Annotated in this window: 17 protein-coding genes; 5 read left to right on the forward strand and 12 right to left on the reverse strand. The window is 69.2% G+C overall.

Translation table 11 applies throughout. From position 1 onward, the window contains the following. Window positions 1–30: 30 nt before the first annotated feature. From WA967_RS14240 to WA967_RS14250, 3 genes are all read right to left on the reverse strand, one after another. Complete coding sequence (locus WA967_RS14240; protein ID WP_424423889.1) at window positions 31–1,119, reverse strand: branched-chain amino acid aminotransferase; 1,089 nt, start codon at window positions 1,117–1,119, stop codon at window positions 31–33. Between the two features lie 47 nt (window positions 1,120–1,166). Continuing rightward, window positions 1,167–2,216: a 3-isopropylmalate dehydrogenase gene (locus WA967_RS14245; protein ID WP_424423892.1), complete on the reverse strand. Its 1,050-nt coding sequence runs from the start codon at window positions 2,214–2,216 to the stop codon at window positions 1,167–1,169. Window positions 2,217–2,317: 101 nt separating this feature from the next. After that, on the reverse strand, window positions 2,318–3,853 hold the full coding sequence (locus WA967_RS14250) for an MFS transporter (protein ID WP_424423895.1): 1,536 nt from the start codon (window positions 3,851–3,853) through the stop codon (window positions 2,318–2,320). A gap of 98 nt (window positions 3,854–3,951) precedes the next feature. On the opposite strand from WA967_RS14250, the gene WA967_RS14255 reads away from it, so the two are divergent. Continuing rightward, window positions 3,952–4,554, forward strand: coding sequence for a TetR/AcrR family transcriptional regulator (locus tag WA967_RS14255; RefSeq protein WP_424423898.1), 603 nt, complete (start codon window positions 3,952–3,954; stop codon window positions 4,552–4,554). On the opposite strand, the gene serA is transcribed toward WA967_RS14255, so the two are convergent. The 3 genes from serA to WA967_RS14270 form a co-directional block, all read right to left on the reverse strand. Further along, window positions 4,541–6,160, reverse strand: a complete 1,620-nt coding sequence (serA, locus tag WA967_RS14260; protein ID WP_424423901.1) for a phosphoglycerate dehydrogenase — start codon at window positions 6,158–6,160, stop codon at window positions 4,541–4,543. The genes WA967_RS14255 and serA overlap by 14 nt on opposite strands. 119 nt (window positions 6,161–6,279) lie before the next feature. Continuing rightward, the gene (locus WA967_RS14265) at window positions 6,280–6,618 is read right to left on the reverse strand and encodes a hypothetical protein (protein WP_424423903.1); all 339 of its coding nucleotides are present in this window, start codon (window positions 6,616–6,618) and stop codon (window positions 6,280–6,282) included. Next, complete coding sequence (locus tag WA967_RS14270; protein WP_424423906.1) at window positions 6,615–7,088, reverse strand: DNA polymerase III subunit gamma/tau; 474 nt, start codon at window positions 7,086–7,088, stop codon at window positions 6,615–6,617. Before WA967_RS14270 ends, WA967_RS14265 begins: the two co-directional genes overlap by 4 nt. 71 nt (window positions 7,089–7,159) lie before the next feature. Here WA967_RS14270 and WA967_RS14275 point away from each other — a divergent pair, with 71 nt between their 5' ends. From WA967_RS14275 to WA967_RS14290, 4 genes are all read left to right on the forward strand, one after another. Next, window positions 7,160–8,092, forward strand: coding sequence for a hypothetical protein (locus WA967_RS14275; RefSeq protein ID WP_424423909.1), 933 nt, complete (start codon window positions 7,160–7,162; stop codon window positions 8,090–8,092). A gap of 184 nt (window positions 8,093–8,276) precedes the next feature. Then, window positions 8,277–9,302, forward strand: a complete 1,026-nt coding sequence (locus WA967_RS14280) for an iron ABC transporter substrate-binding protein (RefSeq protein ID WP_424423987.1) — start codon at window positions 8,277–8,279, stop codon at window positions 9,300–9,302. Between the two features lie 49 nt (window positions 9,303–9,351). Then, window positions 9,352–10,884 carry an ABC transporter permease gene (locus WA967_RS14285; protein ID WP_424423912.1) on the forward strand — a complete coding sequence of 511 codons (1,533 nt, stop codon included), beginning with the start codon at window positions 9,352–9,354 and terminating at the stop codon, window positions 10,882–10,884. Beyond that, complete coding sequence (locus tag WA967_RS14290) at window positions 10,884–12,008, forward strand: ABC transporter ATP-binding protein (protein WP_424423914.1); 1,125 nt, start codon at window positions 10,884–10,886, stop codon at window positions 12,006–12,008. Before WA967_RS14285 ends, WA967_RS14290 begins: the two co-directional genes overlap by 1 nt. 81 nt (window positions 12,009–12,089) lie before the next feature. Here the strand turns inward: WA967_RS14290 and ilvC are convergent, their stop codons facing one another. From ilvC to WA967_RS14320, 6 genes are all read right to left on the reverse strand, one after another. Then, complete coding sequence (gene ilvC, locus WA967_RS14295) at window positions 12,090–13,118, reverse strand: ketol-acid reductoisomerase (protein WP_424423916.1); 1,029 nt, start codon at window positions 13,116–13,118, stop codon at window positions 12,090–12,092. A gap of 86 nt (window positions 13,119–13,204) precedes the next feature. Further along, window positions 13,205–13,714, reverse strand: a complete 510-nt coding sequence (gene ilvN, locus WA967_RS14300) for an acetolactate synthase small subunit (protein ID WP_424423919.1) — start codon at window positions 13,712–13,714, stop codon at window positions 13,205–13,207. A 3-nt stretch (window positions 13,715–13,717) separates the two neighbouring features. Then, window positions 13,718–15,523 (reverse strand): acetolactate synthase large subunit, encoded by a 1,806-nt coding sequence (locus WA967_RS14305; protein ID WP_424423921.1) that lies wholly within the window; start codon window positions 15,521–15,523, stop codon window positions 13,718–13,720. A gap of 66 nt (window positions 15,524–15,589) precedes the next feature. Beyond that, on the reverse strand, window positions 15,590–17,323 hold the full coding sequence (gene ilvD, locus WA967_RS14310) for a dihydroxy-acid dehydratase (RefSeq protein ID WP_424423924.1): 1,734 nt from the start codon (window positions 17,321–17,323) through the stop codon (window positions 15,590–15,592). Between the two features lie 9 nt (window positions 17,324–17,332). Next, the gene (gene otsB, locus WA967_RS14315; RefSeq protein WP_424423926.1) at window positions 17,333–18,130 is read right to left on the reverse strand and encodes a trehalose-phosphatase; all 798 of its coding nucleotides are present in this window, start codon (window positions 18,128–18,130) and stop codon (window positions 17,333–17,335) included. Further along, window positions 18,127–19,554 (reverse strand): alpha,alpha-trehalose-phosphate synthase (UDP-forming), encoded by a 1,428-nt coding sequence (locus tag WA967_RS14320; protein ID WP_424423928.1) that lies wholly within the window; start codon window positions 19,552–19,554, stop codon window positions 18,127–18,129. The genes otsB and WA967_RS14320 overlap by 4 nt, the downstream gene beginning before the upstream one ends. Window positions 19,555–19,576 lie beyond the last annotated feature (22 nt).

The following is a 19,576-nucleotide window of genomic DNA, read 5'->3' on the forward strand; positions in this document are numbered from 1 at the left end:
CGAGAAGCCGGGGTGTCGACGAAAGAGGAGTCAGGCGTCCAGGCGGAGCAGCCAGCCGTGCTTGTCCTCGCGACGGCCGTACTGGATGTCGGTGAGCTCCTCGCGCAGCGACAGGGCCAGCTCGCCGAGAGGCTGAGCGTCCTCGAAGCCTTCCCCGACCAGCGTGCCGATCGGGGTGACCACCGCGGCGGTGCCGCACGCGAACACCTCGACGATGTCACCCGAGGCCACTCCCGCTCGCCACTCGTCCAATGAGACGGCGCGGCGCTCGACGGTGAGGCCGCGATCCTCGGCCAGCTGCAGGATCGAATCGCGCGTGATGCCCTCGAGGATCGAGTCCGACTCCGGTGTGACGATGCGCCCGTCCTTGAAGACGAACACGACGTTCATGCCGCCGAGCTCCTCGACATTGCGGTGCTGGTCGAGGAAGACCACCTGGTCGCAGCCCTTCTCGTACGCCTCGGCCTGCGGCAGCAGACTGGACGCGTAGTTGCCACCGGTCTTGGCAGCTCCCGTGCCGCCCTTGCCCGCGCGGGCGTAGTTCTCGCTGAGCCAGATGCGCACGGGCTTGACGCCGCCGGAGAAGTACGCACCGGCGGGCGAGGCGATCAGGTAGAACGCGACCTTCCTGGCCGGGCGGACGCCGAGGAACGCCTCCTTGGCGAACATGAACGGACGCAGGTACAGGCTCTCGTCGTCCTCGGACGGCACCCAGGCGCCATCGACGGCTACGAGCTCGCGGATCGCCTGGATGAAGTACTCGGTCGGCAGCTCGGGCAGCGCCAGCCGACGTGCGCTGCGCTGCAGGCGAGCGGCGTTGCGGTCGGGGCGGAAGGTGTGCACCGAGCCGTCTGCGTGCCGGTAGGCCTTGATTCCCTCGAAGATCTCCTGCCCGTAGTGCAGCACCGCGGCCGCCGGGTCGAGTGTGATCGGGCCGTAGGGCTGCACGCGCGGGCGATGCCAGCCGCCTTGCTCGGACCAGCAGATGTCGACCATGTGGTCGGTGAAGTGCACGCCGAAGCCGGGGTGCTGGAGGATCTCCTCGCGCGCGGCGGGGCTCTTGGCCGCGAGGTTCTTCGTCACGGCGAACGTCAGAGGGGCGGTGGTGGTGTCGGTCATGTCTGTCCTCGGTCGAAGGCGGCGGCTTTGCACGCTCAGGTGCCAGATTACGCCTGAAGAAGAGCGATCACGGCGTCGCCGGTCTCGCTGGTGGCGCGGGCCCCGGAACGGGTCGCGATGTCCTGTTCGACGGCCCGCTGGACGCGGGCTGCCTCGTCGCTCAGGCCCAGATGATCCAGCAGCATGGCGACCGACAGGATCGCAGCCGTGGGGTCGGCCTTCTGCTGGCCCGCGATGTCCGGAGCCGAGCCGTGCACGGGCTCGAACATCGAGGGGAATTCGCCTGACGGGTTGATGTTCCCGGAGGCGGCGAGACCGATGCCGCCGGTGACGGCGCCGGCCAGGTCGGTGAGGATGTCGCCGAAGAGGTTGTCGGTGACGATCACGTCGAAGCGCGCGGGATTCGTCACGAAGAAGATGGTGGCGGCGTCGACGTGCAGGTAGTCGACGGTCACATCCGGATGCTCGGCGGCGACCAGGTCGACGACGCGCTTCCACAGCGCGCCGGCATTCACCAGCACGTTGGTCTTGTGCACGAGCGTGAGCTTCTTCCGCCGACGCTCGGCGAGGTCGAAGGCGTAGCGCACGACGCGCTCGACGCCGTAGGCGGTGTTGACGCTGGTCTCGTTGGCGACCTCGTGCGCGGTGCCCACGCGGATGCTTCCGCCATTGCCGACGTACGGGCCCTCGGTGCCCTCGCGCACGACCACGAAGTCGACATCGCCGGGGTTCGACAGCGGGCCCGGCGCTCCTGCGAACAGCTTCGAGGGGCGCAGGTTCACGTAGTGGTCCAGCGAGAAGCGCAGCTTCAGCAGCAGTCCGCGCTCGATGTTGGCGTCCTTCAGCCGCGGGTCGCCGGGCACTCCCCCGACCGCGCCCAGCAGGATGGCGTCGTTCGCCTTGATCGCGGCGAGATCGGCATCCGTCAGCGTGTCGCCGGTCTCCAGGTACCGGGCCGCACCCAGCGAGAACCGGGTCTTCTCGAAGGTCACGTCGCTGGACGCGGTGACGGCGTCGAGCACGCGCTCGGCCTGGGCGATGACCTCACGGCCGATCCCGTCGCCGGGGATGACAGCCAGTTTCACGACGCGCGACATGAGTCTCCTTGCAGGCACTGCTCGTCCGCAGCGCGGGTCGTCGCGGACACTGACATCCAGCGTACCGGCGCGCGCGGAGCCGCCTGCCCGCGTGTCGGGCGTCAGCGCCTCCCGCTCGGCCGCAGCGTCGTCGCCGCGACGACGATCGCGCCGATCACCAGCACCGCGCCGATGATCGAGGTGGTCAACGCGCCCGCTCCGAAGGCTGCGGCAGCGGCATCCCACAGTGCACCGCCGATACCGGCGGGCAGATCGTGGGCTGCCGTCCAGGCGCCGGCCAGCGTCTCGCGCGCGTGCGCAGCGGATGCCGCCGGCACCCCTTCCGGCACCACCAGCGCGCCGCGATAGAACGCCGTGATGATGCCGCCGAGCACCGCGGTGCCCAGCACCGCCCCGAGCTCGTACGCCGTCTCGGAGACCGCACTGGCCGCTCCCGCCTTCTCGGCCGGGGCGTGCGCGAGGATCAGCTCGTTGGAGATGGTCTCGGCGGCGCCGATGCCCACGCCCAGCACCGCGAACGCCACCATCAACCAGCCCACGCCGCTCAGCCCCGTCGTCGCCGCGACGATGACGTAGCCCAGTGCCGACAGCGACAGGCCGACGGGAACGACGATGTGCGCCGGCACGCGCCGGGACACGGGCACGACGGCGAGACCCGCGACGATCATCGCCGCCATGCCGGGCACCAGCACGAAGCCGGCCACGATCGGCGAGAGGCCGATGACGAGCTGCAGCTGCTGCGGGACGAAGTACAGGAACCCCACCAGCGCGATCACGCTGAGCAGGTTCACGACGATGGCGCCGCTGAAGCCGCCACGACGGAACAGCGACATGTCCAGCATCGGCGCGTCCGCGAGCCGCATCCGCCGCACGAACAGGAAGCCGGCGCACACGCCCATCAGCAGGAACATCGCAGCGGAGAGCCTCGGGCCGTCCACGGCGAACGACTTGATGGCGGCCACGATGGGAATCATCGCAGCCATCGACAGCGCGATGCCGAGCGGGTCGATACGACCCGGGTTCGGGTCGCCGCTTTCGGGCAGCAGCCAGAACCCTGCGATCAGCAGCGGGATCAGCACCGGCACGGCGATGAGGAACACCGACCCCCAGCCGAAGTGCTCCAGCAGGAAGCCGCCCACGATGGGTCCCAGCGCGGACCCCGCCGAGAAAGCCGACGCCCACACGGCGATGGCCAGGCGGCGCTGGTCACGATTGAGGAACACCGAGCGCAGCAGCGACAGCGTGGAGGGCATCAGCATCGCGCCGAAGAGCCCCAGGGCAGCGCGTGCGACGATGAGCAGACCTGCGGTCGGCGCGAACGCCGCCAGTGCGGAGACCACGGCGAAGCCGGTTGCTCCGATCATCAGCATCCGCCGACGGCCGAACCTGTCCCCCATCACGCCCATGGTCACCAGGAGTCCCGCCAGTACCAGCGAGTACACGTCGATGATCCACAGCTGCTCGGCGCCGCTGGGCTGCAGCGCGAGCGAGATCTCCGGCAGGGCGAACGCCAGCACCGTGTTGTCGACGGACACCAGCAGCACGGGCAGCATCAGCACGACCAGCGCGGCCCAGCCGCGTGCCCCGACGCGGGGTCCGTCGACCCCGGTGAGTTCGATGGGCGCGGTGGCCGACATGATTCCTCCCGTTACTTAACCGTCCGGCTGGTACAGTAACAGATGTCCGCCTGATCGGACGCTGTGCAGCCGACGCCTCAGACCAGCAAGGAGACGAGATGCCGCGACCTCCCCTGGCACGCGAGCGCGTGCTGGACGCCTATGAGTCCCTCCTCATCGCCGACGGCGAGCGCGCCGCGACGCTGGAGGCGGTCGCCGCAGCCGCCGGCGTCTCCAAGGGCGGCCTGCTCTACCACTTCCACTCGAAGGACGCCCTTGCCGCGGGGCTCGCCCAGCGGCTGTCAGAGCTCACGGATGCGGATCTGCAGCGCATGCGCGATGCCCCGGAAGGACCTGTCGCCTACTACGTGCGAACCTCCGTGATGGAGGATGACGCTCTGGATCGCGCCCTGGTCGCGAACACTCGACTCGTGCAGGCCGGCTCGCACGCCGCAGCGCAGGCGATCAGCGATGTCCGCCGACGCTGGGCCGCAGAGATCCGTCCGCACGTCCGCGACGACACCGCCCTGGAGCTCGTGATGCTGCTCGGCGACGGGCTCTACTTCAACAACTCGCTGTCCTCGCCTGGTGGCGCAGGGGAGGAGTTCGTACCCACCGGCGCCGCACTCGACGAACTGATCTCGCTGGTGCTGAACGCGACGGCGCGGGCTCTGGAGGATCCAGAGCCCGCGCCAAGAAGCTCGGGCCTCAGGCCTCGGTGATCTCCACCTGACGGAACAGGTCGGCGTCGATGGCGCCGGCCACATCGGCCAGCAGCTCGTCGGTGACCGGGGAGTCCAGCGTCAGCACGCTGAGCGCCTGCGCGCCGGCGGCCTCGCGGGCCACCTGCATGCCGGCGATGTTGATGCCCGCATCGCCGAACTTCTGGCCGAAGACCGCCACGATGCCGGGGCGGTCGGTGTAGGTCATCACGACGTGGTTGGTCTCGATGGGAAGCTCGATGGCGTGGCCGTTGATGCCGACCAGCTTCTCGACCTGCTTGGGCCCGGTGAGCGTGCCCGAGACCGACACCTGCGTGCCATCGGAGAGGGCGCCGCGCAGCGTGATGACGTTGCGGTACTCCTCGCTGATCTCGTCCTTCAGCAGCCGCACGGCCACGCCGCGCTGCTCGGCCAGCAGCGGGGCGTTCACGTACGACACGTTGTCGCTGACGATGTTGGTGAACACGCCCTTGAGGGCCGCGAGCTTGAGCACGCTCACGTCGTAGTCGTTGAGCTCGCCGTGCACCTCGACGTCGAGGCTGGTCAGCGGCGACTGCGCCAGGGCGGAGAAGATCTGGCCGAGCTTCTCGACCAGGGAGATGCCGGGGCGCACGTAGGGGTCGATGACGCCGCCGGCGACGTTCACGGCATCCGGCACCAGGTCGCCGCCCAGCGCGAGCCGCACGGAGCGGGCCACGGAGACGCCCGCCTTCTCCTGGGCCTCGGCGGTGCTGGCGCCCAGGTGCGGGGTGACGACGATGTTCGGCAGGCCCAGCAGCGCGTGCGCGGTGGAGCCCTCCACGGGCGGCTCGGAGGTGAACACGTCGATGCCCGCACCGGCGATCTCGCCCGCGACCAGCGCGTCGTGCAGCGCGGCCTCGTCGATCAGGCCGCCGCGAGCGACGTTGACGACGTAGGCGGAGGGCTTCATGGCCCGGAACTGCGCAGCGCCGATCATGCCCGTGGTCTCGGGCGTCTTGGGCATGTGGATGGTGACGAAGTCGGCCTGTGCGACCAGTTCGTCCAACGAGACCAGCTGCACGCCCAGCTGCTGAGCCCGGGCACTGGTGACGTACGGGTCGTACGCGATCACGCGCATGTCGAAGGCGTTCAGGCGGGTGGCGACCAACGCGCCGATGCGCCCCAGGCCGATGATGCCGATGGTCTTCTCGAACAGCTCGGCGCCCGTGAACGAGCTGCGCTTCCACGCGCCCGAGGACAGCGAGGCATTCGCGGCGGGGATGCGGCGCGCCAGGCTGATGATGTGGCCGATGGTGAGCTCGGCCGCGGAGACGATGTTGGACGTCGGCGCGTTGACGACCATGACGCCGGCGGCCGTGGCGGCCTTGATGTCCACGTTGTCCAGGCCCACGCCGGCGCGGGCGATGACCTTCAGCTTCGGCGCGTGCGACAGCGCCTCGGAGTCCACCTTCGTCGCGGAGCGCACCAGCACGGCATCCGCTTCGGCGAGGGCGGCGAACAGCGCGGGACGATCGGTGCCGTCCACGCTGCGCACGTCGAAGTCGGGCCCGAGAGCCTCGACCGTCGCGGGTGAGAGGACCTCGGCGAGGAGGACGACGGGCTTTGTTGCGGACTGGTTCGACACAGATATCCTTCGGGGCAGCGCACGGTGGATGGGCAGTCGATGCGCCGCACGCCGTCGGGGGCGCGATCGGGACACACTTTACCCGAGCGCAGCAGGCTCTCCCGACCGTGTGACGCCGGTCAGGATCCGGTCAGAGAGGAGAGGTTGCGGATGACGAAGCTGAAGGTGTTCAGCAGGAACACCGCGCTCAGCCCCAGCCCCGCCAGCAGCACCAGCACGAAGGCCCCGATGGCGCGGCGTCGTGCGATCACGAACGCCACGGCGAACACGACGGCGGTCACCACGGCCGGAAGCAGCAGGACTGCCCAGCCGTACGGCGTCATGTCGCCCGAGGACAGCTGGATGGCGTAGAACACAGCGGTCCAGATCAGGAAGGCGTACAGCAGGCCCGCCAACCCCGTCAGGAACCCGCGCAGCACACGGGCGAGGGGCTTCGGCTCGATGATGTCGGCGCTCATGCCGCTCCTCCCGCAACGAACGGCCATGGCACCAGCAGCGCAGCGCCCGCGATGAGCCAGACGATGCGCACCCAATCCTTCGAGCGACGCGCAGCGACCAGCACGGCGGCGAACCACAGTGCAGGGGCCAGCACCGCCAGCCACAGCGCGCCCTGGTACAGGAAGGCGGGAAGCGTGAACATCACGGGCGCCTGCATGCGGACGCCGCCGATGATCCAGCCGATCGTGAACAGCAGATAGATGCCGCCGAGGATGCCCAGCAGCAGGAGCGTCACCGTTCCCACGCCACCGGGCGCATCACCGACCTCCGCCTCGACCTCCGCCTCGGCGCCGGCGGCAGCGCGCGCGGATGGTGGGGTTGCGGGCTTCGACACCGGTGCGGACTCGCGGGGGCGCACCTCGGGGCGCCGAGCCTCGAGCGCGTCGTCACCATCCCAGCTCAGGGCGTCGTCGTCGCCATCGGAAATCATGCTTCCAGCGTACCCAGACGGCGGGAGCCTCCCCACTAGGCTCGGGGGCGACACCACATCGGGAGGTAATCGTGGCAGAGAGCAAGAAGAAGGCCGTGCAGGCGGGCGCCGGGGAATCCGCCGAGCCGGCCGCGAGCTGGGTGCCGACGGCGGAGGCCAAGCAGAAGGCCACCACGTTCCGGTGGACGGCCATCGCGCTGTGGGCGCTGGCCATCGCCGGAGAGGCGGTCGGGATCTTCTGGCTGCTGCGCCAGCGCGTCGTCACCGGCAAGGCCGGCGAGCTCGTCCGGGACGCCGACACCGGGCGCCTCGAGGAGACCGGCGTCACCACGACCTTCCCGCAGTGGGCATTCGTCAGCCTGCTGGTACTGCTGGTGGTCATCGCCGCGTTGTCGATCACGGGCTCGATCCTGTGGAAGAAGGCCAACCGCCTCGACCCGGCGCGCAGGTCCGACACCGTGCGGTTCTTCGTGCAGAACCAGCTCGGCGCCATCATCGCGATCATCGCCTTCGTGCCGCTGATCGTCCTGGTCTTCCTCAACAAGGACATGAGCAAGGGCCAGAAGACCACCGCCGGCGTCGTCGGCATCGTGCTGGCGCTGCTTGCCACGTACGTCGGCGTGGACTTCAACCCGCCGTCCGTGGAGAAGTACACCGCCGACCAGTCCGCCGTCGTCCAACTGCTCGGCCACGACGAGGTCTCCTGGGTCGCAGGCGGTTCGGTGTACCACGTGTGCGATCAGGTCTCCGACATCCAGACCGGCAGTGCCATCGAGACCGGCACCACGGCGCAGGCCGTCGAGGCCGGCAAGACCCGCCTGACGCTCAAGCTGAAGAGCGAGCTGGAGAAGTGCGGTCTGCCGGTGCCGGAGAACGTCACCGAGATCACCGACGCGCTGCGCCAGATCCAGGGCGGCACGACGACGACCCTGCCTGCTCCCGTGTGGGGTGCGGGCGTGACCCCGCCGATCGATGTGAAGGATGCCGCTCCCGCGTCGAACTGACATCCTCGAGCCCGGCGGTCGCCGGACGACGAGCGCGCCTCCCGGGGATCCGGGAGGCGCGCTCCCGTGTGCGAGGATTCCGAAAGCGACGGCTTTCGGGTTTAGGCTTGCCTTACCTACACTTGATACGGTGCAATCGCGCCGATCCCCTCATCGAAGGAAAAACGTGAACCGTCGTCTTCGCATGCTCTCCGCCACCACTGCGGCAGCCGTCGCAGCCCTGACCCTCGCCGCGTGCAGCAGCTCGCCCGCCGCCCCGGGATCCTCGGCTCCCGCGGCAGACGAGACGATCACCGTCTACAACGCGCAGCACGAGACCCTCACCAAGGAGTGGATCGACGCGTTCACCGCGGAGACCGGCATCACCGTGAACGTCCGCAACGGCGACGACACCGAGATGTCGAACCAGATCATCGCCGAGGGATCCCACTCCCCCGCCGACGTGTTCCTCACCGAGAACTCGCCGTCGATGACCGCCGTCGAGAAGGCCGGCCTGTTCACCTCACCCGGCGCCACGGCACTGAAGAACGTTCCCGAGCAGTACCGCCCATCGTCCGAGAAGTGGGTCGGCATCGCCGCCCGCTCCACGGTGTTCGCGTACAACACCACCAAGCTCACCGAGGCGCAGCTGCCGGCCTCGATGATGGATCTGGCCGACTCGGCCTGGAAGGGGCGCTGGGCGGCATCCCCCTCCGGTGCCGACTTCCAGGCCATCGTGTCCGCACTGGTGCAGCTGAAGGGCGCCGACGCCGCCGAGAGCTGGCTGAAGGCCATGAAGACGAACTCCGTCGCCTACAAGGGCAACTCCACCGCCATGAAGGCCGTCAACGCCGGCGAGGTCGACGGCGCGATCATCTACCACTACTACTGGTTCGGCGACCAGGCGGCCACCGGCGAGAACTCGAACAACGTCAAGCTGCACTACTTCAAGAACCAGGACCCGGGCGCCTTCGTCTCGATCTCGGGCGGCGGTGTGCTGAAGTCCAGTCAGCACAAGGCTGCCGCGCAGAAGCTTCTCGCGTTCATCACCGGCAAGAAGGGCCAGGAGGTGCTGGAGAACGGCACGTCCTTCGAATACCCCGTCGGCTCTGATGTGCCCGCCAACTCCCAGCTCGTGCCGCTGGCCGACCTGGATGCCCCCAAGATCGACCCGGCATCACTGAACTCCAAGCAGGTGACCGACCTGATGACGCAGGCCGGTCTGATCTAGGCGCCCGCTCATCATCACCACCACCGCGGGGAGGGCGGGCGGCGCCCGAGTGCACCGCCCGCCCCTCGGCGTCGTCCTCGCCGGCATCGCCATCGCCGCACTGTCGCTGCTGCCGCTGACGTTCGTGGTCACCACGGCCATGCAGATCGGCTGGGACGAGTCGATCGCGCTGATCTTCCGCCCGAGGGTCGGTGAACTGCTGACGAACACCGCACTGCTGGTCGCGCTGGCGGTGCCGCTGTCGATCGTGCTGGGGGTGGGCGGAGCGTGGCTGGTCGAGCGGACGGATCTCGCCGGGCGCGAGATCTGGGGAGCGGTGCTCGCCATGCCCCTGGCCATCCCCGCGTTCGTGAACTCGTACGCGTGGGTGAGCGTCATCCCGTCGATGGCGGGACTGGCCTCGGGCGTGCTGCTGTCGACGCTGTCGTACTTCCCGCTGGTGTACTTTCCCGTGCGTGCGGCCCTCGCGGGCCTGGACCCCGCGCTCGAGCAGACCGCCGCGAGCCTGGGCCGCGGCCCGGTCCGGGTGTTCTTCGGCACCGTCATCCCCCAGCTGCGCCTCGCGCTGCTGGGTGGCGCGCTGCTGGTGGGCCTGCACCTTCTGAGCGAGTACGGCGCGTTCGCGCTGATCCGCTTCGACACCTTCACCACCGCGATCATGGATCAGTACCGCTCCACGTTCAACGGCTCGGCGGGCAGCATGCTCGCGGGCGTGCTCACCGTACTGTGCCTGGCGCTGCTCGTACTCGAGGGCCGGGCCCGCGGGCGCGCGCGGTATGCCCGCATCGGCTCCGGCACGGTGGCGCCGCCCACGCTCGTCCGGCTCGGCCCGTGGCATGCTCCGGCGCAGCTGGCGATGGCGTCCGTCGCAGGCCTCTCGCTGGGGGTGCCGGCCGTGGTCATCGGCGGGTGGCTGGTCTTCGGCGGTGCCGGAGTCTGGCAGGCGCCCAAGCTGATCACCTCACTCATGCAGACGCTGGGTCTCGCCCTCGGCGGCGGCATCCTGACCGTCATCGCGGCCTTCCCGCTCTCGTGGCTGGCGGTGCGGTATCCCGGACGGATGAGCAGGATGCTGGAGCGCACCAACTACTTCACCAGCTCGATGCCCGGCATCGTGCTGGCCCTCGCCCTGGTGACGGTGTCGCTGGCGTTCGTGCCGGTGGTGTACCAGACCGCTCTGCTGCTGATGATCGCCTACGCGCTGCTGTATCTGCCGCGGGCGCTGGTGCCGCTGCAGGCCGGCATCGCGCAGGCGCCGCCGCAGCTGGAGGAGGCCGCGCAGGCACTGGGGCGCACACCGGCGCGGGCGTTCTTCAGCGTGACGCTGCGCCTGGTCGCCCCCTCGACGGCCGCTGCACTGGCGCTGGTGTTCCTCGCCATCGCCGGCGAGCTGACCGCCACGCTGCTGCTGTCCCCCATCGGCGTGCAGACCCTGGCCACCAGGTTCTGGAGCCTGTCCAGCGAGATCGACTTCGCCGGCGCCGCGCCGTACGCGCTGCTGCTCATCCTGCTGTCGGCGCCCATGACATACCTGCTGTTCCGGCAGTCCACGACCATCTCGAAGACGAAGGCGACCAGCTGATGACCGCGCGCAACCTCGGATCCATCGGCGCCGTGCCCGCACCGGGGACCGGCTCCATCCCGACCGCGCACCTGCTGGTCGAGGGCGTCACCGCCTCCTACGGCGGTCGCGAGGTGCTGCACGGCGTGAACCTGGCCGTGCAGCAGGGCGGCACCACCGCGATCGTCGGCGCTTCCGGGTCTGGCAAGACGACTCTGCTGCGGGTGATCGCCGGCTTCGCGCGACCCGACAGCGGGCAGGTGCGCCTGGGCGACACGCAGGTCGCCGGCCCCGGCGCGCCGTGGGTTCCCGTGCACCGCCGCGGCATCGGCTACGTCACGCAGGACGGCGGGCTCTTCCCGCATCTGACCGTCGCGCGCAACATCGCGTTCGGACTGGAGTATCTGAGCCGCTCTGAGCGCCGACATCGCGTCCGCGATCTGCTGGATCTCGTCTCCCTGCCCCAGGATTTCGCCACCCGCCGCCCCGACCAGCTCTCCGGCGGGCAGCAGCAGCGTGTGGCCATCGCCCGCGCGCTGGCCCGCGAGCCCGAGCTGATGCTGCTGGACGAGCCGTTCTCCGCGCTGGACACCGGGCTGCGCGCCGCCACCCGCCGTGCGGTGTCGGAGATCCTCGCCCAGGCGGGCACCACGGCCATCCTCGTCACCCACGACCAGTCCGAGGCGCTCAGCTTCGCCGACCAGGTGGCGGTGATGCGCGACGGGGAGCTCGTGCAGACCGGGCATCCGTTCGTCGTGTACACCCGCCCCGTCGATCGCGGCGTCGCGGAGTTCCTCGGCGACGCCATCGTGCTGGATGCGTGGCTGGACGGCTCTCTGGCGTCGTGCGCGCTCGGCTTCGTACCGGTGCGCAACCCTCCCGCACAGGGGCACGTGCAGCTTATGCTTCGCCCCGAACAGGTGCAGATCGTCGCGAACTCGCCCGTGCGCGGCACCGTCGAGGACGGCATCTACTTCGGTGCGGAGAGCTCGGTGCGCATCCATCTGGAGCCCCGCGCCGATGCCGATCCCCGACTGCCTCCGGATGCGCCGAGCATCACGATCAGGCACTGGAACACGGCGCTCACCCGCCCCGGTCGCCGCGTGGCGCTGCGCGTGGTCGGCGAGGGCGTCGTGCTGCAGTAGCCCATCACGGCATCCGCAGCTCCGAGAACACCGAAGGGCGCCCCGGTGGATTCCGGTGCGCCCTTCGGCGAGGTGCGTGGATCAGCGCGCGGCCGAGCCCTCCACGTAGTCCTCGTCGTTCTGCTTCCAGGCGAACAGCGCGCGCAGCTCCTTGCCGGTGGCCTCGATCTGGTGCCCCTGCTCCTTCTCGCGAAGTGCCAGGAACTCCTTGGCGCCGTTGTCCTGGTCGTCGATGAATCGCTTGGCGAAGGCACCGGACTGGATGTCGTCCAGCACCTCCTTCATGCGCGCCTTGACTCCGGCGTCGATGACGCGCGGACCCGACACGTAGTCGCCGAACTCGGCGGTGTCGGAGACAGACCAGCGCTGCTTGGCGATACCGCCCTCCCACATGAGGTCGACGATGAGCTTGAGCTCGTGCAGCACCTCGAAGTAGGCGATCTGCGGCTGGTAGCCCGCCTCGACGAGCGTCTCGAAGCCGGCCTGGACCAGGTGGCTCACACCGCCGCACAGCACGGCCTGCTCGCCGAACAGGTCGGTCTCGGTCTCCTCGGTGAACGTCGTCTTGATGACGCCCGCGCGCGTGCCGCCGATGCCCTTGGCGTATGACAGGGCCAGGGCCCAGGCACTGCCGGAGGCGTCGCGCTCGACACCCACGATGTCGGGGGTGCCGCGGCCGGCGACGAACTCGCGACGCACCGTGTGGCCGGGGGCCTTCGGGGCGACGAGGATGACGTCGACTCCCTCAGGCGCCTCGATGTATCCGAAGCGGATGTTGAAGCCGTGCGCGAAGGCCAGTACCTTGCCGGGCTTGAGGTGATCCTTGATGGACTCCGTGTAGATCGTGCGCTGGGTCTGGTCCGGCGCGAGGATCATGATGACGTCGGCCCAGTCGGCGGCGTCGGCGACGGTCTTGACCGGGAAGCCGGCCTCCTCCGCCTTGGCGATGGACTTGGAGCCCTCCTTGAGGGCCACGGCGACCTCGACGCCCGAGTCGCGCAGGTTCATCGCGTGCGCGTGCCCCTGGGAGCCGTAGCCGACGATGGCGACCTTCTTGCCCTGGATGATCGAGAGGTCGGCGTCGTCGTCGTAGAAGATCTCGGTGCTCACGGTGTTGTTTCTCCTTGGTTGTGGTTTTTTCGGGGCCCTTCGACAAGCTCAGGGACCCAGAAGTTCAGTTGTCTTGAACGGTGCGGTCAGCCGCGCAGCACGCGCTCGGTGATGCTCTTGCCGCCGCGGCCGATGGCTACCAGTCCCGATTGGGCCAGTTCCTTGATGCCGAACGGCTCCAGCGCGCGCAGCAGCGCCTGCGCCTTGCCCTGGTCGCCGGTGACCTCGATCACCAGCGCGTCCGGCGCGTAGTCGACGACCGAGGCGCGGAACAGGTTGACGACCTCGAGCACGTTCGAGCGGGTGTTGTTGTCGGTGCGCACCTTGATGAGCATGTGCTCGCGCTGCACCGACGAGGTCTGCTCGAGCTCGACGATCTTGATCAGGTTGATCAGCTTGTTCAACTGCTTGGTGACCTGCTCGAGCGGCAGGTCCTCGACGTCGACGACGACCGTGATGCGCGAGATGCCGGGCACCTCGGTCACGCCCACGGCGAGCGACTCGATGTTGAACCCGCGGCGGGCGAACAGCCCCGCCACGCGGGTCAGGATGCCGGGAGTGTCCTCCACCAGCAGGCTCAGCACATGCGATGCCATGATTCAGATCTCCTGGTCGAAGGCCGGCGCGTGGTCGCGCGCGTACTGGACGTAGCTGTTGCTGACGCCCTGGGGGACCATCGGCCACACCATGGCATCCGCGCTCACGACGAAGTCGATCACCACCGGGCGGTCGTTCGTCTCCAATGCCAGCTTGATCGCGGCATCCACCTCGTCCTCGCTCTCCACGCGGATGGCGAGGCAGCCGTACGCCTCGGCGAGCTTGACGAAGTCGGGGATGCGGACCGTTCCTGCTCCCGTGTTCAGGTCGGTGTTGGAATGGCGTCCGTTGTAGAACAGCGTCTGCCACTGGCGCACCATGCCCAGCGAGGAGTTGTTGATGATGGCGACCTTGATGGGGATGTTGTTGATGACGCAGGTCGCGAGCTCCTGGTTCGTCATCTGGAAGCATCCGTCGCCATCGATCGACCACACCACTCGGTCGGGCTCGGCGACCTTCGCGCCCATCGCGGCGGGCACCGAGTAGCCCATGGTGCCGGCGCCGCCGGAGTTCAGCCAGGAGTTGGGGCGCTCGTACTTGATGAACTGCGCGGCCCACATCTGGTGCTGGCCGACGCCCGCCGCATACACGGCCTCGGGTCCGGTCAGCTCGCCGATGCGCTGGATCACGTACTGCGGCGACATCAGGCCATCGGTCGGGGCGGTGAATCCCAGCGGGAACTCCGACTTCAGCCCGTCGAGGTACGACCACCACTCCTCGGTGTCGGGCCTGCCGCCTCCGATCACGCCGCGGAACGCGGTGTCCAGGTCGACCAGCACGTCGCGCACATCGCCCACGATCGGCACGTCGGCCGTGCGGATCTTGGAGATCTCGGCCGGGTCGATGTCGACGTGCACGATCTTCGCGTGCGGGGCGAACAGCTTCACCTTGCCGGTGACGCGGTCGTCGAACCGCGCTCCCAGTGAGACGATCAGGTCGGCCTCCTGCAGCGCGAGCACGGCGGGGACGGTGCCGTGCATGCCGGGCATGCCCAGGTGCTGCGGATGCGAGTCGGGGAACGCACCGCGGGCCATCAGCGTGGTGACCACGGGTGCACCGGTGGACTCCGCCAGCACGCGCAGCTCCTGGGAGGCGCGGCCGCGGATCACGCCGCCGCCGACGTACAGCACCGGCTTCTTGGCTTCGGCGAGCAGGCCGGCCGCGGCCTGGATCTGCTTGCCGTGCGCCTTGGTCACCGGGCGGTAGCCGGGCAGGTCCATCTTCGGCGGCCAGTGGAAGGGCGCCAGCGCCTGCTGCGCGTCCTTCGTGATGTCCACGAGCACCGGGCCGGGACGGCCCGTCGAGGCGATCTCGAACGCCGCCGCGATGGCGCCGGGGATGTCGGCCGCGCGCTTGACCAGGAAGGAGTGCTTGGTGACCGGCATCGTGATGCCCACGATGTCGGCCTCCTGGAAGGCATCCGTTCCCATCAGCGTGGAGAAGACCTGGCCGGTGATCGCGACCATCGGCACGGAGTCCATGTACGCGTCGGCGATCGCGGTGACCAGGTTGGTCGCTCCAGGACCGGAGGTGGCGATGCACACGCCGACCTTCCCGGATGCCGACGCGTATCCCTCCGCCGCGTGACCGGCGCCCTGCTCATGCCGCACGAGGACGTGCCGCAGGTTCGAGGCATCCATCAGCGGGTCGTACACGGGGAGGATCGCGCCGCCGGGCAGACCGAATACATCGGTCACGCCCAGGTTCTCGAGCGACCGGACCACCGCCTCCGCTCCCGAGATCTCGGGAGCGGACGCGGTACGAGCCGGCGGCCGCGGCACGGCGGTTGCGGAATCGGGAGGAGTCATGTCTTTCCTAGATGATCTGATGAGTTCCAAGCCTGCGAGGCAGAGCGACCCGGTCCGATCCGAGGATCAGCCGGTGACGGCGCCCTGCGAGGCAGAGCGCACGAGGCGAGCGAACTTGGCGAGGACGCCACGGGTATAGCGCGGAGGAAGGGGCTCCCATCCCTCACGGCGGGAGCTCAGCTCTGCCTCCTCGACGAGTAGCTCGAGGGAGCGAGCCGCGATATCGACCCGTATCAGATCACCATCGCGCACGAAGGCGATGGGACCTGCGTCCACCGCTTCGGGTGCTATGTGGCCGATGCACAGGCCGGTTGTGCCGCCTGAGAATCGTCCGTCCGTCAAGAGTAGTACATCTTTTCCGAGCCCCGCGCCCTTGATGGCTCCGGTGATGGCCAGCATCTCGCGCATGCCGGGGCCGCCCTTGGGGCCCTCGTAGCGGATGACGACCACGTCGCCGGCCTTGATGTCGCCATCGGCCAGCGCATCCATGGCCGCGCGCTCGCGCTCGAACACGCGTGCCGGGCCCTCGAACACCGCCGCGTCGAAGCCTGCGGTCTTCACGACAGCGCCCTCGGGAGCCATCGAGCCGTGCAGGATCGTGATGCCGCCGGTGCCGTGGATGGGGTTGTCGAAGGTGCGGATGACCTCGCCGTCGATGGGGTCGGGGTCCAGCTCCTTCAGGTTCTCGGCGAGCGTCTTCCCGGTGACGGTCAGCGCGTCGCCGTGCAGGTAGCCCTCGTCGAGCATCGCCTTCATGATCACCGGGATGCCGCCGTGCCGGTCGACGTCGTTCATGACGTACTGGCCGAAGGGCTTGAGGTCGCCCACGTGCGGGACCTTGTCGCCGATGCGGTTGAAGTCGTGCAGGCTCAGCTCGACGCCCGCCTCGTTGGCGATGGCCAGCAGGTGCAGCACTGCGTTGGTGGAACCGCCCAGTGCCATCAGCAGCGAGATGGCGTTCTCGAACGACTCCTTGGTGAGGATGTCCTTGGTGGTGATCCCCAGACGGAGCAGGTTGACGACGGCCTCACCGGAGCGGTGCGCGAAGTAGTCGCGACGGCGATCGGCCGCAGGCGGGGCGGCGGAGCCGGGGATGCTGAGACCGAGCGCCTCGGCCATCGACGCCATGGTGTTGGCGGTGTACATGCCGCCGCAGGCGCCCTCGCCGGGAGCGAACGCGCACTCGATGCGCTTGAGGTCCTCCTCGGTCATGCGGCCGGCACGACACGCGCCGACGCCCTCGAAGGAGTCGATGATCGTGATGTCCTTCTCGGTGCCGTCCGAGAGCTTCACCCAGCCCGGGGCGATGGAGCCGGCGTACAGGAACACGCTGGACAGGCCCAGGCGCGCGCTGGCCATCAGCATTCCGGGGATGGACTTGTCGCAGCCGGCCAGCAGCACGCTGCCGTCGAGGCGCTCGGCCATCATCACGGTCTCGACGGAGTCGGCGATGACCTCGCGCGACACCAGCGAGAAGTGCATGCCCTCGTGGCCCATCGAGATGCCGTCCGAGACGGAGATGGTGCCGAACTGCAACGGGTAGCCGCCGCCGGAGTGCACGCCCTCCTTCGCCGCCTGCGCGAGCCGGTCCAGGCTCAGGTTGCACGGGGTGATCTCGTTCCAGCTCGACGCGATGCCGATCTGGGGCTTGTCCCAGTCCGCGTCGCCCATGCCGACGGCACGGAGCATTCCGCGGGATGTGGTGGCCTCGATGCCGTCGGTGACGACGCGGCTGCGCGGCTTGATGTCGATTTCGGGATGCGCGCCGGGCGCGCCGGAGGGGTCTTCTCGGGTGGACATGACGGCAGTCTATTCCCGCCCCGTGGCGCGTTCGGCCGCGATGACGCCGAGAAGCTCGGCGATCTGCTGCGGGGAATCCACGCGCAGCGTCGCCGCGGTCTGCCCCTCCCCCACGCGCACGCCGAGATCGCCGTCCTCCAGCACGCGCTGGGCGTCCTCGTCCGTCACATCGTCCCCGGCGAAGAGGATGCCGGTTGCGCCGGTGCGATCGCGCAGCGCCCGGATCGCGGCGTCCTTGCCCTCCTGCCTCGAGGAGAACTCCAGGATGCGGTCCCCGGTGCGCCGCCGCCACCGCGCCGCTCTGCGGGCCATCACCTCATCGACGGCGGAGAACGCCGCCCGCTCCACGGCCGGATCGGCGGGTCTGCCGTGCACTCCCACGCCGAACGTCTTGCGCTCCAGCTCCACGCCGGGGTACTGCTCGAGCAGCGGCTCCAGCTCGTCGAACAGCGACTCGCGCAGCTCGCGCTCCTGGGTCGTCTCACCGGCATCCGCCTCGCCCTCGCCGGGGAACCAGTACTGCGCGCCGTGGGAGCCCGCCAGGATCACCGGCGAGTCGTCGTCGTGCTCGGCGATCTCCCGCAGATGCACCAGGCTGCGACCGGACACGTAGGCGACCACGGTGTCGGGCAGGAGGGCCAGCCGCGCCACCGCGGCAGCGACGGAGGGCAGCGCCCTGGCCTGCATCGGATCGGGCACCAGCGGGGATGCGGTGCCGTCGAAGTCCAGCGCCACCAGCAGCACGGGCGTGCGGGCGATGGCGCTGACGGCGGCATCAGGCGTGGAAGCGATCCAGCGGCGGGTCATGCCTGCTCCTGCTCATGGGGGTGTTGGCGGTGGGCTGCGGCGTGCTCGAGCGCCTTCAGGAACGAGCGCGACCAGGCGTCGACGTCGTGCTCGAGCACGCGCTTGCGCAGCGATCGCATGCGCCTGGCCTGTTCCTCTCGAGGCATCTCCAGCGCTGCGACGATGGCGTCCTTCATTCCCTCGATGTCGTGCGGGTTCACGCGCACCACCTGCTTGAGCTCGTCGGACGCCCCCGTGAACTCGCTGAGGACGAGCACTCCGCGGTTGTCGGCGCGCGTGGCGACGTACTCCTTGGCGACGAGGTTCATGCCGTCCCGCAGGGCTGTGACGAGCATCACGTCAGCGGCCAGGTACATCGCCACCATCTCCTCACGCGGGAAGCCCTGATGCAGATAGCGGATGGCGGTGTGCCCCAGCGTGTCGTGATCGCCGTTGATGCGTCCGATCGCCAGCTCCACCTCGTCGCGCAGGTGCACGTAGGCGTCCACGCGCTCCCGGCTGGGACTGGCGACCTGGATGAACGTCGCGTCCTCGACCGAGATGCGCCCCTGATCCAGCAGCTCGCCGTACGCCTTGATCCGGTGGCGGATGCCCTTGGTGTAGTCCAACCGGTCCACGCCCAGCAGGATGTGCTTCGGGTTGCCCAGGCCGGCACGGATCTCGGCGGCGCGCGCGCGGATGTCCGGGCGGCGCGCCAGCTCACGGTACGGCGTGGTGTCGATGGAGATGGGGAAGGCTTTCACGTGCACGTGGCGGCCGCCGGGAATGGCGACCAGCGCCGCCTTCGTCTCGTATCCCAGTCTGCGTTTGACGGCGGCGATGAAATTGGCGGAGTCCTGCGCGCGCTGGAAGCCGATCACATCGGCGCCCAGCAGGCCGCGCAGCACGTGATCCCGCCACGGCAGCTGCGCGTACAGGCTGTGCGCGGGGAACGGGATGTGGTGGAAGTATCCGATCGTGACGTCGGGCCGCAGGTTGCGCACCATCTCCGGCACCAGCTGCAGCTGGTAGTCGTGCACCCAGACGGTGCCGCCCTTCGCGACGGCCGCTGCTGCGGCCTCGGCGAAGCGCAGGTTCACGGTGACGTACGCATCCCACCACTCCCGGTGGAACTGAGGCGGGGCGATCACGTCGTGGTACAGCGGCCAGATCGTGTCGTTGGAGAAGCCCTCGTAGTACAGCTGGATCTCGCTCGCGGACAGCGGCACGGGCAGCAGGCGGATGCCGTCGGCCGTGAACGGCGCGAGTTCCAGGTCGGGCATGCCCGCCCAGCCCACCCATGCGCCGTCGACACTGTGCATCATCGGCTCCAATGCCGCCACCAGTCCGCCCGGCGACGTGCGCCAGATCTCCTCGCCGTCAGCGGTGACGACTCGGTCGACGGGCAGCCTGTTGGCGACGACGACGAATTCTGCGGCAACCATAGGGCTCCTCTGCTCAGTGCCT

The organism is Microbacterium sp., assembly GCF_049650565.1.
GTDB lineage: Bacteria > Actinomycetota > Actinomycetes > Actinomycetales > Microbacteriaceae > Microbacterium.

What these genes read in the sequence shown, in the direction of transcription:
- WA967_RS14270 (WP_424423906.1), bottom strand. Translation starts at nt 7,088, where the DNA reads ATGATTTCCGATGGCGACGACGACGCCCTGAGCTGGGATGGTGACGAC.
- otsB (WP_424423926.1), bottom strand. Translation starts at nt 18,130, where the DNA reads ATGACCCGCCGCTGGATCGCTTCCACGCCTGATGCCGCCGTCAGCGCC.
- ilvN (WP_424423919.1), bottom strand. Translation starts at nt 13,714, where the DNA reads ATGGCATCGCATGTGCTGAGCCTGCTGGTGGAGGACACTCCCGGCATC.
- WA967_RS14245 (WP_424423892.1), bottom strand. Translation starts at nt 2,216, where the DNA reads ATGTCGCGCGTCGTGAAACTGGCTGTCATCCCCGGCGACGGGATCGGC.
- WA967_RS14320 (WP_424423928.1), bottom strand. Translation starts at nt 19,554, where the DNA reads ATGGTTGCCGCAGAATTCGTCGTCGTCGCCAACAGGCTGCCCGTCGAC.
- WA967_RS14305 (WP_424423921.1), bottom strand. Translation starts at nt 15,523, where the DNA reads ATGACTCCTCCCGATTCCGCAACCGCCGTGCCGCGGCCGCCGGCTCGT.
- WA967_RS14255 (WP_424423898.1), top strand. Translation starts at nt 3,952, where the DNA reads ATGCCGCGACCTCCCCTGGCACGCGAGCGCGTGCTGGACGCCTATGAG.
- WA967_RS14250 (WP_424423895.1), bottom strand. Translation starts at nt 3,853, where the DNA reads ATGTCGGCCACCGCGCCCATCGAACTCACCGGGGTCGACGGACCCCGC.
- WA967_RS14280 (WP_424423987.1), top strand. Translation starts at nt 8,277, where the DNA reads ATGCTCTCCGCCACCACTGCGGCAGCCGTCGCAGCCCTGACCCTCGCC.
- ilvD (WP_424423924.1), bottom strand. Translation starts at nt 17,323, where the DNA reads ATGTCCACCCGAGAAGACCCCTCCGGCGCGCCCGGCGCGCATCCCGAA.
- WA967_RS14265 (WP_424423903.1), bottom strand. Translation starts at nt 6,618, where the DNA reads ATGAGCGCCGACATCATCGAGCCGAAGCCCCTCGCCCGTGTGCTGCGC.
- WA967_RS14290 (WP_424423914.1), top strand. Translation starts at nt 10,884, where the DNA reads ATGACCGCGCGCAACCTCGGATCCATCGGCGCCGTGCCCGCACCGGGG.
- WA967_RS14240 (WP_424423889.1), bottom strand. Translation starts at nt 1,119, where the DNA reads ATGACCGACACCACCACCGCCCCTCTGACGTTCGCCGTGACGAAGAAC.